11 protein-coding genes are annotated in these 14,310 nt (G+C 63.4%); 9 read left to right on the top strand and 2 right to left on the bottom strand.

Going from position 1 to position 14,310, the window contains the following annotated elements; genetic code table 11:
* From DNJ95_RS15670 to DNJ95_RS15655, 4 genes are all read left to right on the top strand, one after another.
* A partial coding sequence (locus DNJ95_RS15670; RefSeq protein ID WP_131185666.1) for an alpha/beta hydrolase occupies window positions 1–881 on the top strand: 881 nt, incomplete at its 5' end.
* A 122-nt stretch (window positions 882–1,003) separates the two neighbouring features.
* Window positions 1,004–1,921: a DUF4351 domain-containing protein gene (locus DNJ95_RS15665; RefSeq protein ID WP_131185665.1), complete on the top strand. Its 918-nt coding sequence runs from the start codon at window positions 1,004–1,006 to the stop codon at window positions 1,919–1,921.
* A 253-nt stretch (window positions 1,922–2,174) separates the two neighbouring features.
* Complete coding sequence (locus tag DNJ95_RS15660; protein ID WP_131185664.1) at window positions 2,175–3,437, top strand: 3-phosphoshikimate 1-carboxyvinyltransferase; 1,263 nt, start codon at window positions 2,175–2,177, stop codon at window positions 3,435–3,437.
* 570 nt (window positions 3,438–4,007) lie between these two features.
* Window positions 4,008–4,514, top strand: coding sequence for a macro domain-containing protein (locus tag DNJ95_RS15655; RefSeq protein WP_131185663.1), 507 nt, complete (start codon window positions 4,008–4,010; stop codon window positions 4,512–4,514).
* Between the two features lie 130 nt (window positions 4,515–4,644).
* On the opposite strand, the gene DNJ95_RS15650 is transcribed toward DNJ95_RS15655, so the two are convergent.
* Entirely contained in the window at window positions 4,645–6,549 is a 1,905-nt protein-coding gene (locus DNJ95_RS15650) for a HAMP domain-containing methyl-accepting chemotaxis protein (protein WP_131185662.1), read from the bottom strand.
* 338 nt (window positions 6,550–6,887) lie between these two features.
* Between DNJ95_RS15650 and glyQ the strand changes: the two genes are divergently transcribed.
* The 5 genes from glyQ to DNJ95_RS15625 are packed head-to-tail and all read left to right on the top strand — an operon-like array spanning window position 6,888 to window position 12,601.
* Window positions 6,888–7,835, top strand: coding sequence for a glycine--tRNA ligase subunit alpha (gene glyQ / locus DNJ95_RS15645; RefSeq protein WP_131185661.1), 948 nt, complete (start codon window positions 6,888–6,890; stop codon window positions 7,833–7,835).
* Window positions 7,832–9,886: a glycine--tRNA ligase subunit beta gene (gene glyS, locus DNJ95_RS15640; RefSeq protein ID WP_131185660.1), complete on the top strand. Its 2,055-nt coding sequence runs from the start codon at window positions 7,832–7,834 to the stop codon at window positions 9,884–9,886. Before glyQ ends, glyS begins: the two co-directional genes overlap by 4 nt.
* Before the next feature lie 4 nt (window positions 9,887–9,890).
* Window positions 9,891–10,430: a D-glycero-beta-D-manno-heptose 1,7-bisphosphate 7-phosphatase gene (gene gmhB / locus DNJ95_RS15635; RefSeq protein ID WP_131185659.1), complete on the top strand. Its 540-nt coding sequence runs from the start codon at window positions 9,891–9,893 to the stop codon at window positions 10,428–10,430.
* Entirely contained in the window at window positions 10,430–11,182 is a 753-nt protein-coding gene (locus tag DNJ95_RS15630; protein WP_131185658.1) for a lysophospholipid acyltransferase family protein, read from the top strand. The genes gmhB and DNJ95_RS15630 overlap by 1 nt, the downstream gene beginning before the upstream one ends.
* A 42-nt stretch (window positions 11,183–11,224) precedes the next feature.
* Entirely contained in the window at window positions 11,225–12,601 is a 1,377-nt protein-coding gene (locus DNJ95_RS15625; protein WP_131185657.1) for a diguanylate cyclase, read from the top strand.
* A 131-nt stretch (window positions 12,602–12,732) separates the two neighbouring features.
* On the opposite strand, the gene ahpF is transcribed toward DNJ95_RS15625, so the two are convergent.
* Complete coding sequence (gene ahpF / locus DNJ95_RS15620; RefSeq protein ID WP_131185656.1) at window positions 12,733–14,298, bottom strand: alkyl hydroperoxide reductase subunit F; 1,566 nt, start codon at window positions 14,296–14,298, stop codon at window positions 12,733–12,735.
* Window positions 14,299–14,310: the final 12 nt, after the last annotated feature.

Below are 14,310 nucleotides of genomic sequence, written 5' to 3'. Positions count from 1 at the left end.
GCCCCGACCCGCTCAACCCAACCCCGCCGCTGTACGAGCGCCACGCCGACGCTGAACCGCTGCAAGCGGTATCACTGCTGGAACTGCCCGGCGCGGTGCCGCAGCCCTGGCTGCAACCCGTCGCGCCCGGGCAGGCAGGCCACAGCCAGCGGCTGCAATGGCGCAGCGACAAGCTGGGCAACTCGCGCCCGCTCACGCTCTACACGCCCCCCGGCTACCAGGCCGGGCGCGCCTACCCGCTGCTGGTCCTGTTCGACGAGCACGCCTACACCGCCCAGGTACCGACCGCCGTCATCCTCGACAACCTGATCGCCGCTGGCGAGATACCGCCAATGCTGGCGGTCATGCTGAGCAACCCGAGCCGGAACTCACGCCAGCGGGAACTGGCGTGCAATCCGCTGTTCGCCGATGCCCTGGCCCATGAATTGCTGCCCTGGCTCGCCGCTCGCCACCGCCTCAGCGAACGGGCGAGCGAACGCATCCTCGCCGGCTCCAGTTATGGCGGCCTGGCCGCCGCCTGTGCGGCCTATCGTTATCCCGGGCATTTCGGCGCCGTGTTGAGCCAGTCCGGCTCCTTCTGGTGGGGTCCGGAGAGCGAAGTGCAATGGCTGACCAACCGGTTGCGCGAAACGCCCCGGCTGCCCCTGCGCTTCTACCTGGATGCGGGATTGCTGGAGGGCGCGGATGCCCGGGGCATACTCGGCAGCACCCGGACCCTGCGCCAGGTGCTGTGCGAGAAAGGCTACCCGGTGGCCTACCAGGCATTCACCGGCGGCCATGACTATGCCGCCTGGCGCGGCACTCTGGCCGATGGCCTGCGAGCCCTGCTGGGGGCGCCGCCGGAACGGTTGCAGGGATGTGGAAGTACCCTGAAACCATGAGGTGTTTCACAAAACAGCACATCCTTGTGTGACCGACTTCACAGTTCCAGCCCATCGTCCTTGTCGGCAGATTTCATCTGCCAGCAGTCTGGCCGCCAGACGGATAGCGACGGGCGGCCAGCATGAACGAAGACCACGACTCACCCTGGGAAGAGGCATTGGAAGTGTTCTTCCAGCCTTTCCTGCAACTGCTGTTTGCAGATGTCGAAGCATTGATCGACTGGCGCCAGGCGCCGGTCTTCCTCGACAAGGAATTGCAGAAGATCAGCAATGATGCCGAACAGGGACGGCGCTATGTCGACAAACTGGCCCAGGTCCGGCTGCGGGATGACGTAGAACACTGGCTGCTGATCCACACCGAGGTGCAAGGCGAGCCGGAGCAGAATTTCGCCGAGCGCATGTACCACTATTACAGCCGTATTCGAGAACGCTACCAGAAGCCAGTCATCAGCCTGGCAATACTCACCGACACCCATCCAGGTTTCCGTCCCAAGTGCTTCTCCAGTCATTTCGCCGGCAGTGGTGTCACCTTTCACTTCCGCACCTGCAAGCTGCTGGATTTCCAGGCGGATATGGACAAGCTGCAACACAGCGACAATCCATTCGCCCTGCTGGTGGCAGCCCAGCTCACCGCCAAGCTGATCCGCGATGGCCGGCAGCGCGCCGACAACCTGATTGGCTTCTATCGCCTGGCCATTCGTCAACGCCTGGACCGGCAACTGATCGGTCGCCTGGTGATCTTCCTGGAATGGATGGTGGCCTTGCCGGCCGAGTCCAGCGACTACTACGATGCATACATTGACCAGCTACAGGAGAAGGCCATCATGCCCTACGTCAGTTCATTCGAACGCAAGGGAATAGCGAAGGGGTTCGAACACGGTACCCAGGCCATTCTGCTGAAGCTGCTGGCCCGCCGTTTTGGTGAACTGGACGAGGCTACCCTGGCGCGCGTCCAGGCAGCGAAGACCCCGGAGCTGGAGCGCTGGGCGGAAAACATCCTCGAAGCAGGAACCCTGGATGAGGTATTTGCCGAGCACTGATCCTGCTTCCTCCGGGACTGTCGCAGCATATGCAAAAGCCTTCGATGAACGCGCTGGAGGCTTGGCTGGACGGAAAAGGGAAAAGCGTCCGAAACCAAGGCTTCTACGTCCAGCTGTCCAGCCTCCAGCGCTTTTGTCGGCGCTTTGAGCGCATAGCGCGATCGCTCTCTGTACCTACCCCCCAGGCCAATCACCAAGGCACTGGCTTGCCGCTATAATCGCCGGCACTTTCGTCGAGCCAGCAGGCCGTGCCATGACCGATTTCCTCAAGCGTCCTTCCCTGACCCCCATTCCAATCGAGCAACCCCTGCGTGGCCGACTGACCCTGCCCGGCTCCAAATCGATCACCAACCGAGCCCTGCTGCTGGCCGCGCTGGCCAAGGGTAGCAGCCGCCTCAGCGGTGCCCTCAAGAGCGCCGATACCCACTGGATGGCCGAGGCACTGCGGGCCATGGGCGTGGTGGTGGAAGAACCGGACGACAGCACCTTCGTCGTGCACAGCCAGGGTCGCCTGCAGACGCCGAGCGCACCGCTGTTCCTCGGCAATGCCGGGACCGCTATGCGCTTTCTCACCGCCGCCCTGGCCAACAGCGAGGGCAGGGTGGTGGTCGATGGCGACGAACATATGCACAAGCGCCCCATCGAGCCGCTGGTCCGGGCCTTGCGCGCCCTCGGGCTGGATATTTCCGCCAGCAATGGTTGCCCGCCCGTGACCATCGAGGGCCGCGGCCGCCTCAAGGGTGGCCGGATGGAGATCGACGGTGGCCTCTCCAGCCAGTATGTCTCGGCACTGCTGATGGTCGCCGCCTGCGCCGAAGGCCCATGTGAGGTAGCGCTGCTCGGCAGCGAGATCGGCGCACGCGGCTATATCGACCTGACCCTGGCGGCGATGCGCGCCTTCGGCGCCGAAGTAGAGCAGGTGGACGAAGCCACCTGGCGCGTGCAGCCGACCGGCTACCAGGCGCGGGATTTCGCCATCGAGCCGGATGCCTCGGCCGCCACCTACCTGTGGGCCGCCGAGGCGCTGAGCGGAGGCGCTATCGACCTGGGCATGCCAGCCTCCGAGTTCACCCAGCCGGACGCACGGGCCAAGGCGCTGATCGACAGCTTCCCGGACATGCCGGCGCTGATCGACGGCGCCCAGATGCAGGACGCCATTCCCACCCTGGCGGTACTGGCGGCTTTCAACCGCACCCCGGTGCGCTTCACCGGCATCGCCAACCTGCGGGTCAAGGAATGCGACCGGATCGCGGCGCTGGCCACCGAGCTGTCGCGCATCCGTCCGGGGCTGGCCGTGGAGGAGGGCGATGACCTGCTGGTGGCTGCCGATCCGAACCTGGCCGGGCAACATCTGCCGGCGCGTATCGAAACCTATGCCGACCACCGCATCGCCATGAGCTTCGCCCTGGCGGCATTGAAGATCGACGGCCTGGAGATCCTCGACCCGGCCTGCGTGAGCAAGACCTATCCGGGCTACTGGCAGGCACTGGCGCAATTGGGTGTTCGCTATCGCTGAATGACGATGTCATGGGGGAGATATCGGATTGGCAATCCAGTGTGCGTTTTATCGTAGGCCGCTGGCGATGTTTTGTTGTCCGCGTTGTTGCGAACCCGGCGAGCCCCGCTACGAAACACGTATGCACCCGTCGCCCATATGAATAAGGGGGTGCTCTTCGTCGGCGTCCCTGACGACGAAGGTTTCGTAGCGGGGCTCGCGGTAGATACCGTGGCGACTATGGAAAGAGCTGTCGGCGTAGTACCGAATCATCCATAGGGCTTTCTGTTTCGCGCTCTTTCCCACAGGCGCTACTGAAGGTGACTGTGCGGATGCCTGGTGGTGGGACGGGGCCTTCGCCGCCAGGGATGGCGGCGAAGAGCTACAGGGATGTATTCACGCGTGCCCCGTCCCGCCACCAGGCATTCGCACAGGGAAGGTGAGCCCGAGATCACGCTCTGCACCCTATGGCCAGACACACTATTGCCAATCCAGTCTCACAGCAGTCATGGCCCCCCCTGATGACCTGTATCAAGCCCGCCAGCAACGAAAGGTTCATGCTGGAAACAGGCAAAAACCAAGGAGATATGCATGATTCATTTCGTCGAAGGCGACATCCTGCTTTCCCACGCCCAGGTCATCGCCCACGGTATCGCGCCGCACGATCACTTCGACAAGGGGCTGGCCTTGGAGCTGCGCCAGCGCTGGCCCTCGCTGGTGCGCGACTATCGCCACTGGGCGCATGACAACTCGCCGGAATCCGGCACCCTGTGGGCATGGTCCGGGGTGGATGCCGATGGTAGCGTGCGCGGCATCGTCAACCTGCTGACCCAGGAAGATCTGCACCGTGGTCCGGCCGGCAAGCCGGGCAAGGCCAGCCTGGAAAACGTCAGCCGCTGCCTCAAGGAACTGGCGCACCATGTACAGAGCGAGGGCATCCACAGCCTGGCCCTGCCGCGCCTGGCGACCGGCGTGGGCGGCCTCGAGTGGGCGGAAGTCAGGCCGCTGGTGGAGAAACACCTGGGCGATCTGGATATTCCCGTGGTGGTTTATGAGGTGTTCCGCCAGGGCGTCGAGGCCGAGGAACCGCTGGGCTGATCCGCGCCGCCATCCATAGGAGCAGCTTGGCCGCCAGCACGCCGTCATTCGCGACCAAGGCCGCTCCTACGGAGTTGTTCAGTGAACCGGGCGCCTGGCGTAATCGCCTCGGTGCCGGCGAGGTGGTGGCTCAGATACGGAAGCGCCCGATCACCTGCTGCAGGTCCGTCCCCAGCCGCGCCAGCTCGACGCTGGAGGCGGCGGTTTCTTCACTGGCGGCGGCGCTCTGTTCGGAAATGTCGCGCACATTGATCACGCTGCGATTGATTTCCTCGGCCACCGCGCTCTGCTCCTCGGCGGCCGTGGCGATCTGCTGATTCATCGACTGGATACTCGACACCGAGTGGGTGATGCTCTCCAGCGCCCGGCCCGCCTCACGTGCCAGTTCGGCGGTTTCATGGGTCAGTTCCCGGTTCTTCTCCATCAATGTCGCGGATTGCTGGGTCCCGCCTTGCAGGCTGGCGATCAGCTCTTCGATTTCCTCGGTGGATTTCTGCGTGCGCTGGGCCAGGCCGCGCACTTCATCGGCGACCACGGCGAAACCGCGCCCGGCTTCCCCGGCCCGAGCGGCTTCGATAGCAGCGTTCAGCGCCAGCAGGTTGGTCTGCTCGGCCACCGCCTTGATCACATCCAGCACACCCCCGATCTTGTCGCTTTCCTGCTTCAGTTGCAGGATCGTGCTGGCGGATTGCTCGACCTCTTCGGCCAGGTGGTTCATCTGCTCGACGGCCTTGCGTACCACGCGCTCACCCTGCTGCGCATCCTGATCGGCCTGACGGGCGATATTCGAAGCATCTTCGGCATTGCGTGCAACTTCATGAACGGTGGCCGCCATTTCGTTCATGGCAGTGGCCACCTGGTCGGTCTCCACCTTCTGGCTGTTGACGCCGGCACTGGTCTGCTCGGTAACCGCCGACAACTGCTCGGCGGCGCTGGCAATCTGCGTGGTGCTGTCGCTGATATGCCCGATCAGTTCGCGCAGGCTCTGGGTCATGTTCTGTACGCCCTGCTGCAGGCGACCGATCTCATCCTTGCGGGAAGTCAGCAGGTCACGGGTCAGATCACCCGCGGCGATATGGCCAACGGCCGTCAGCGTCTGCTGCAGAGGCTGGGTGATGCGCCGGCTGATGACCACCGCGGCCAGTATGCCGATGAACAGTGCCACCAGGGCGCTGGCGTTCAGCAACAGATAGGCGGAAGAGGCTTCGCTGTCACGCTTGCCCAACTGGCTCTGTTGCAGTGCCTGGGTGATGCCGAGGATTTTCTCGATATGATCGAACAGATCCTGGCGCTCCCGCTGCAAGGATTCGGTGTCGGCCTGGAAGCGGTCGAAATCGGCGATATAGCTGTCGATGGCGCCCTTGAGGGCCTGCTGGCCGGCACCATCGCTCGTGTCCAATGCCGCGGCGGCGGCTCCGGCCTGTTCGACAGCGGCCCGGGAGGATGCCAGAAGGCTGGCGTCTTCCCTGAGAATGTAATTGAGCGTCTGCAGGCGGGCCTGTACGTAGGTACTGCTGAAACGTGAAACAGCCAGCAGTTGCAGGGTGCGCGCATCGCCTTCAGGCTGCCTGCCAATGCTGTCTTCTATGCGCAGGACCGCCTGGGTGGCATCGGCGGCATTCCTGAGGAAGCTCTGGTGTACCTGGTCACGGCTATGCCGGGTAGCCACCAGCCGCTCGAAGGTCTCCCGGTAATCCTTCAGGTGCTGTTCGAAACGGCTCAACAGCTCCAATTCGCTCCGGTCACTCAGCCGCGAGGAAAGCTCGTTCTCCTTCTGCTGCAGAAAATCCAGCAACTTGCCCACCACCTCCTGGTTCTGCCCGGTCGGTGACTGGGTGTAGTTCAGCCGGGCAATCCGCAGGTCCTTGCTGGCCTCGTTCAACTCCTGGATAGCCTGCAACTTGTCGCCACGCTCGATGAGCCCGCCAGTGGAAAAGGTGCCTACCAGGGAAATCCCTATCGTCAGCAACAGAACGAGGCCAAAGCCGACCGCAAGCTTGATACCCGCATTCAGATCATCGAACAGTCGAAACATGGCGGCACCCCGATTCATCGCATGAGGAAGTGAATGGGTTATCGGCCTGAAACAATCGCGCTAGAGGGCTTTCAATGTTTAATTGACATTTAACGTCTATTGTGTTGATAAAAATCATCATATAGATGAGCGCCCACACAATGCCCCTTGCGGCCTCTCCATTGGCAAGGCCCCATCCGAATACGCCGATTGCACGATCCATGAGCAATGCCGGACAGGCCGCCATGGCATCTCCAGGCACTGCGACACCCAGTGCAAAGCTACAGCGCATGCGGGTTTGCCGTTGCATCGGGTATACTCTCCGGCTTTCCGTCGCAGCCCCCACAGGTGAATTTTTCGTGAGCCAGACTACGCCTGCCGTGCGCACCTTCCAGGATCTGATCCTCGCCCTGCAAAGCTACTGGGCCGAACAGGGGTGCGTGGTCCTGCAGCCCTATGACATGGAAATGGGTGCCGGCACCTTCCACACCGCCACCTTCCTGCGCGCCATCGGTCCCGAGACCTGGAACGCCGCCTATGTCCAGCCCTCCCGCCGCCCGGCGGACGGTCGCTACGGCGAGAACCCCAACCGCTTGCAGCACTACTACCAGTTCCAGGTGGTGCTCAAGCCCAACCCCGACAACATCCAGGACCTGTACCTGGAATCGCTGCGACGCATCGGCGTGGACACCGCCGTGCATGACGTGCGCTTCGTCGAGGACAACTGGGAATCGCCGACCCTGGGCGCCTGGGGCCTGGGTTGGGAAGTCTGGCTGAACGGCATGGAAGTGACCCAGTTCACCTACTTCCAGCAAGTCGGCGGCATCGAGTGCTATCCGGTCACCGGCGAGATCACCTATGGCCTGGAGCGCCTGGCCATGTACCTGCAGGGCGTCGACTCGGTCTACGACCTGATCTGGACGGACGGCCCCTTTGGCACCGTGACCTACGGCGACGTGTTCCACCAGAACGAAGTGGAGCAATCCACCTACAACTTCGAACACGCCAATGTGCCGAAGCTGTTCGAACTGTTCGACTTCTACGAGAGCGAAGCCAACCGGCTGATCGGCCTCGAACTGCCGCTGCCGGCCTATGAGATGGTGCTCAAGGCTTCCCATACCTTCAACCTGCTCGATGCCCGCCGCGCCATCTCGGTGACCGAGCGCCAGCGTTACATCCTGCGCGTACGCAGTCTGGCCCGCGCCATCGCACAGAGCTACCTGCAAGCCAGGGCACGCCTGGGCTTCCCGATGGCGCCCGGCGACCTGCGTGACGAAGTACTGGCCAAACTGGAGGCAGCACAATGAGTGCACTGGATTTTCTGGTGGAACTGGGCACCGAGGAGCTGCCACCCAAGGCCCTGCCGAAACTGGCCGCAGCCTTCCTCGCCGGCATCGAGACGGGCCTGAAAGAGGCCGGCCTGGCCCATGGCCAGACCCACGTCTACGCCGCGCCGCGCCGCCTGGCGGTATTCGTCGCCAACCTCTCCACCGAGCAGCCCGAGCGTAGCGTCAACCTCGACGGCCCGCCTGTACAGGCCGCCTTCGATGCCGATGGCGAACCGACCCAGGCCGCCCTCGGCTTCGCCCGCAAGTGCGGGGTGGACCTGGCGGAAATCGACCGCAGCGGCGCCAAGCTCAAATTCAGCCGCACCATCCCCGGCCAGCCGGCCAGCGAGTTGCTGCCACAGATCGTCAGCGCTTCGCTGGGCGCCCTGCCGATTCCCAAGCGCATGCGCTGGGCGGCGCGCAAGGAAGAGTTCGTACGTCCGACGCAGTGGCTGGTGATGCTGTTCGGCGACCAGGTGATCGACTGCGAGATCCTCGCCCAGCGCGCCAGTCGCGAATCCCGCGGGCACCGCTTCCACAGCCCGGCACCGGTGCGTATCAGCCAGCCGTCCAGCTACCTGGAAGACCTGCGTGGCGCCCGTGTGATCGCCGACTTCGCCGAACGTCGCGAACTGATCGCCCGCCGCACCGAACAACTGGCGGGCGAGCAGAACGGCAGGGCTATCGTACCACCGGCGCTGCTCGATGAAGTCACCGCCCTGGTGGAATGGCCGGTGCCGCTGGTCTGCTCGTTCGAGGAGCGCTTCCTCGACGTGCCGCAGGAAGCGCTGATCGCCACCATGCAGGACAACCAGAAATACTTCTGCCTGCTGGATGACACCGGCAAGCTGCTGCCGCGCTTCATCACCGTGGCCAATATCGAGAGCCTCGACCCGCAGCAGATCGTCGCCGGCAACGAGAAGGTGGTACGCCCGCGCCTGACCGACGCCGAGTTCTTCTTCAGGCAGGACAAGAAGCAGCCCCTGGAAAGCTTCAACGAGCGCCTGCAGAACGTGGTCTTCCAGGCCCAGCTCGGCAGCGTCTACGACAAGGCCGTGCGAGTTTCCCACCTGGCCGCCTTCATCGCCGAAAGCCTGGGCGGCAACGTGCCGTACGCCGCCCGCGCCGGGCTGTTGAGCAAGTGCGACCTGGCCACCGAAATGGTCGGTGAATTCCCGGAAATGCAGGGCATCGCCGGCTATTACTACGCCCTCGGCGGCGACGAGCCGGAAGAGCTCGCCCAGGCCCTGAACGAACAATACATGCCGCGCGGCGCCGGGGCCGAACTGCCCTCGACGCTGACCGGCGCGATCCTGGCGATCGCCGACAAGCTCGACACCCTGGTCGGCATCTTCGGCATCGGCATGCTGCCCACCGGCAGCAAGGACCCCTACGCCTTGCGCCGAGCCGCGCTGGGCATCCTGCGCATCCTGATCGAAAAGCGGCTGGACCTGGACCTGGTCAGGGCGGTGAACTTCGCCCTGGCGCAATACGCCAGCAAGGTCAGCGCCAGCGATGTCGCCGAGCAGGTGCTGGAGTTCATCTTCGACCGCTTGCGCGCGCGCTACGAGGACGAAGGCGTCGAAGTGGCCTGCTATCTCTCGGTGCGCGCCGTGCAGCCGGCCTCGGCACTGGACTTCGACCAGCGCGTGCAAGCCGTGCAGGCATTCCGCTCGCTGCCGGAGGCCGAAGCACTGGCCGCGGCCAACAAACGCGTATCGAACCTGCTGGGCAAGGCGCAGGACATCCTGCCGGAGAGCGTGGAGCCACGCTACTTCGATAACGCCACCGAGTTCTCGCTGTACTCGGCGATCCAGCAGGCCGAGCAGGCCGTGCAACCGCTGGCGGCGGCTCGCCAGTACAAGGAAGCGCTGGAGCGCCTGGCGCACCTGCGTGGCCCGGTGGATGCCTTCTTCGAAGCGGTGCTGGTGAACGCCGAGGATGCCTCGGTGCGCGCCAACCGCTATGCGTTGCTGGCCCGCCTGCGCGCCCTGTTCCTGGGCGTTGCCGACATTTCCGTGCTTGGCTAACTCATTGAAACTGATAGTTCTCGACCGCGACGGAGTCATCAATGAAGACTCCGATGCCTACGTCAAATCGGTGGACGAGTGGATTCCGCTCCCCGGTTCGCTGGAAGCCATCGCTCGCTTGTGCAAGGCGGGCTGGACGGTCGCCGTGGCGACCAACCAGTCCGGCCTGGCACGCGGCATGTTCGATGCCGACGCGCTGGAGGCCATGCACCGCAAGATGCAACGCCTGGCGACGGAGCAGGGCGGGCATATCGAGCTGGTCGTCCATTGCCCCCACGCTCCGGAAGACCACTGCGATTGCCGCAAGCCCCGCCCGGGCCTGTTCCGCACCATCGCCGGGCACTTCCACCTGGCCGACCTGGATGGCGTACCAGTGGTCGGCGATAGCCTGCGCGACCTGCAAGCCGGTATCTCGCTGGGCTGCACTCCCTATCTGGTCAGGACCGGAAAGGGCGAAAAGACCCTGAAAAGCGCACTGCCCACGGGCACGCAGGTTTTCCCCAACCTGTCGGCGGTCGCCGATCATCTACTCGGAACTCCCTGATGAACGCTCTGTACCCTGTGCGCATTCTGCTGTTCTATGTACTGCTTTCGATATCAGCGCTGGTCTGGTGCCTGATCAGCCTGGTCTGCGCCCCCTTCATGTCCTTCCGCACCCGTTACCGTTTCGTGGTGCGCACCTGGTGCCGCAGCGCCATCTGGATGGCCAGCGGCATCCTCGGCCTGCGCTATGAAGTCAGCGGCCAGGAGAATATCCCCGAGCGCCCTTGCGTCATCCTCGCCAAGCACCAGAGCACCTGGGAAACCTTCTTCCTCTCGGCCTATTTCGAACCGCTGACCCAGGTGCTCAAGCGCGAACTGCTGTTCGTTCCCTTCTTCGGCTGGGCCATCATGCTGCTCAGGCCAATCGCCATCGACCGCGCCAATCCCAAGGCCGCGTTGCGGCAAGTGGCCAAGCAGGGTGACGAGCGCCTGCGCCAGGGCACCTGGGTGCTGATCTTCCCGGAAGGCACGCGCACCCCGGTCGGCCAGCCTGCCCGATTTTCCCGTAGCGGTGCAGCGCTCGCTGCCAACGCCGGACTGCCGGTACTGCCGGTGGCGCACAATGCGGGGGTATTCTGGCCGCGAACCGGCTGGGGCAAGCGGCCTGGCACCATACGGGTGGTCATCGGCCCCGCCATGTACGCACAGAACGAGCCTGGCTCACGGGCCATCGCCGAGCTCAATCAACGCGCCGAGGATTGGGTAAATGCCGAAGTATCCCGGCTGGAAAGCCTGGCCTCTTCGGGCAGTTGAGCGCATACGAGTGCAACACCGACCAGTGATGATCCTGCCGATATGCAACAGATAAGCAACGAGGAACTCTCCCAAGAGTGGACCAGCCTGGTCGAGCGCTTCTCACCCCAGGCAGCCTCGATATTGCAGGAGACGGCCAAGGAGAAGAGTGCCGATCTGGCCCGGCATTTCTATGCCTACATGCTGAGCGACTCGCACTCGGCCAGCTTCCTCTCCCATGAGCAGGTCAAGACCCGGCTGAGCAAATCCATGCAGCAGTGGGTGATCACGGTATTCACCCCGATCGCACAGATAGACGACCTGCAGACGGTCATCGACCTGCAGCGCAAGATCGGCGAAGTGCACGCCCGCATCGAGCTTCCGGTCAGCCTGGTGCTGCGCGGCTCCCGGGTGCTCAAGGAGCGCCTGCGCCATCTGCTGGCCCTGCGCGGACTGAGCGACGAGCTCTATCGCGAAACCATCTGCCTGGGCAGCGACATCATCGACCTGGCCATCGAAATCATCTGCTTCGCCTTTTCCCAGTCCCATGACCGTAACTCCCGGGCGGAGGAGGCCTATCGTCTGTTCTCCGTGTCGCAGAACATCGGTACCGAGAAAGAACGCCAGCGCGGCGCCCTGCTGGACTGGGAAAACCAGTTGATGTTCGACCTGGCTATGGGCAATACAGGCGACAACCTGCCCAAACTGGCCAGTTCGGAATTCGGCCTGTGGTTTCGCCACAAGGCTTCCCATGCCTTCCAGAGCTCTCCGGAAAGCGAAAGCATCCTCGAGTACATCAGGCAGATCGACACCGCCTTGCAGGATATTCCCGATGGCCAGCAGCCAGGCAGCGACCATGGGCTGAGCGTACTGCGGGAGATACGCCAGCAGACACGGGCCATCAAGTTCCTCCTCGACACGCTGTTCGAACAGGCCAACGACCTGGAGGCGGGCAGGGACGTACTCACCCGACTGCTCAACCGCAAATTCCTGCCCGTGGTGATGAGCAAGGAAATCCTCTACAGCCGCCAGTCCAGCAATACCTTCGGTGTACTGGCCATCGATGTCGACCACTTCAAGACCATCAACGACCGCTACGGGCATGATGCCGGCGACTCGATATTGCAACAGGTCGCCACGCTGCTGGCCGGCAATACCCGTGGCGGTGACTATGCATTCCGCCTGGGAGGCGAAGAGTTTCTCGTCGTACTGGTGGATATCAATCCGGAAAAGGGCATCATCGCAGCCGAGAAACTGCGCGAAAGCGTGGCGCGGGAACGCTTCAAGCTGCCCCAGGGCGGGGACCTGAAAGTCACCATCAGCATCGGCATGGCCGTGCACAATGGCCATCCGGACTACGAGAAGCTCTTGCAACAGGCTGACCAGGCGCTCTACCAGGCCAAGGCGACAGGCCGTAATCGCAGCGTACTCTATAAGTAGGAATGGGCTTGCCCACGAAGCTTCCCATGGCTTGAAGGCTGTTCGCGGCCAAGACCACTCCTACCTCACCGCTCACCAGCAGCCACGAAAAAGGGCCTCATCACGAGGCCCTTTTTTTCCGCTCGGCACCATCAGGCAGGCGCGGAAGTCCTGATCAAGTGATCGAACGCGCTCAAGGAAGCCTTGGCGCCTTCACCGACGGCGATGACGATCTGCTTGTACGGCACGGTCGTCACATCGCCCGCCGCGAAGACACCGGGGATGCTGGTCTGGCCCTTGGCATCGACCACGATCTCGCCGAAGCGGGACAGCTCCAGCGTACCCTTGAGCCATTCGCTATTGGGCAGCAGGCCGATCTGCACGAAGATGCCTTCCAGTTCCAGGTTATGCGATTCCTCGGTCGAGCGATCCTTGTAGACCAGGCCGTTGACCTTCTGGCCATCGCCCTTGACCTCGGTGGTCTGTGCCTGCTTCAGCACGGTGACGTTGGGCAGGCTGTTCAGCTTGCGTTGCAGCACCGCATCGGCCTTCAGGGTGTCACCATACTCCAGCAACGTGACATGGGCCACGATACCGGCCAGGTCGATAGCCGCCTCGACGCCCGAGTTGCCACCGCCGATCACCGCCACGCGCTTGCCCTTGAACAACGGACCATCGCAGTGTGGGCAGTAAGCCACGCCACGCCCACGGTATTCCTGCTCGCCCGGCACGTTCATCTCCCTCCAGCGTGCACCGGTGGCGAGGATCAGTGTCTTCGCCTTGAGCGAGGCGCCATTTTCCAGCTTCACTTCGTGCAACCCGTTTTCCCCGCTGGCAGGGATCAGCGCGGCGGCGCGTTGCAGGTTCATGATGTCCACGTCATAGGCGCGCACATGTTCTTCCAGGGCGCGGGCCAACTTCGGCCCTTCGGTTTCCTGCACGGAAATGAAGTTCTCGATGGCCATGGTGTCAAGCACCTGCCCACCGAAGCGCTCGGCGGCGACCCCGGTACGGATACCCTTGCGCGCGGCATAGATCGCCGCAGCGGCGCCGGCAGGCCCGCCACCGACCACCAGCACCTCGAAGGCCTCCTTGGCGCCAATTTTCTCGGCATCGCGGGCAGCGGCACCGGTATCCAGCTTGGCGAGGATTTCCTCCTCGCCCATGCGGCCCTGGCCGAACAGTTCGCCATTCAGGTAGATGCTCGGCACAGACATGATCTGCCGGCGCTCGACTTCATCCTGGAACAGTGCGCCATCGATGGCCACGTGGCGGATGTTCGGGTTCAGCACCGCCATCAGGTTCAGTGCCTGGACCACGTCAGGGCAGTTCTGGCAGGACAGCGAGAAATAGGTCTCGAAGTTGAACTCGCCCTGCAGCCCCTTGATCTGCTCGATCACGTCGGCCGCCAGCTTGGATGGGTGGCCACCGACCTGCAGCAATGCCAGCACCAGGGAGGTGAACTCGTGCCCCATGGGAATTCCGGCGAAACGCAGGCTGATATTGCCGTTCGGGCGGTTCAGGGCGAACGAGGGACGACGCTGGTCATTGCCATCGGTCTTCAGCGTGATCTTGTCGGTCAGGCCGACGATGTCCTGCAGCAGCCCCAGCATCTCTTGGGATTTCTCCCCGTCGTCCAGGGAGGCGACGATCTCGAACGGCTGGGTGACTCTTTCCAGGTAGGCTTTCAACTGGGTCTTGAGGTTGGTATCCAACATGGCGGCTATATC

Origin of the sequence: Stutzerimonas kirkiae (assembly GCF_004327335.1) — a bacterium.
GTDB classification, from domain to species: domain Bacteria; phylum Pseudomonadota; class Gammaproteobacteria; order Pseudomonadales; family Pseudomonadaceae; genus Stutzerimonas; species Stutzerimonas kirkiae.
Note: the sequence above shows the minus strand (reverse complement) of the source record. Positions and strands in the feature narration are given on the sequence as shown.

What these genes read in the sequence shown, in the direction of transcription:
- DNJ95_RS15625 (WP_131185657.1), top strand. Translation starts at nt 11,225, where the DNA reads ATGCAACAGATAAGCAACGAGGAACTCTCCCAAGAGTGGACCAGCCTG.
- DNJ95_RS15630 (WP_131185658.1), top strand. Translation starts at nt 10,430, where the DNA reads ATGAACGCTCTGTACCCTGTGCGCATTCTGCTGTTCTATGTACTGCTT.
- DNJ95_RS15655 (WP_131185663.1), top strand. Translation starts at nt 4,008, where the DNA reads ATGATTCATTTCGTCGAAGGCGACATCCTGCTTTCCCACGCCCAGGTC.
- DNJ95_RS15660 (WP_131185664.1), top strand. Translation starts at nt 2,175, where the DNA reads ATGACCGATTTCCTCAAGCGTCCTTCCCTGACCCCCATTCCAATCGAG.
- DNJ95_RS15665 (WP_131185665.1), top strand. Translation starts at nt 1,004, where the DNA reads ATGAACGAAGACCACGACTCACCCTGGGAAGAGGCATTGGAAGTGTTC.
- glyS (WP_131185660.1), top strand. Translation starts at nt 7,832, where the DNA reads ATGAGTGCACTGGATTTTCTGGTGGAACTGGGCACCGAGGAGCTGCCA.
- DNJ95_RS15650 (WP_131185662.1), bottom strand. Translation starts at nt 6,549, where the DNA reads ATGTTTCGACTGTTCGATGATCTGAATGCGGGTATCAAGCTTGCGGTC.
- ahpF (WP_131185656.1), bottom strand. Translation starts at nt 14,298, where the DNA reads ATGTTGGATACCAACCTCAAGACCCAGTTGAAAGCCTACCTGGAAAGA.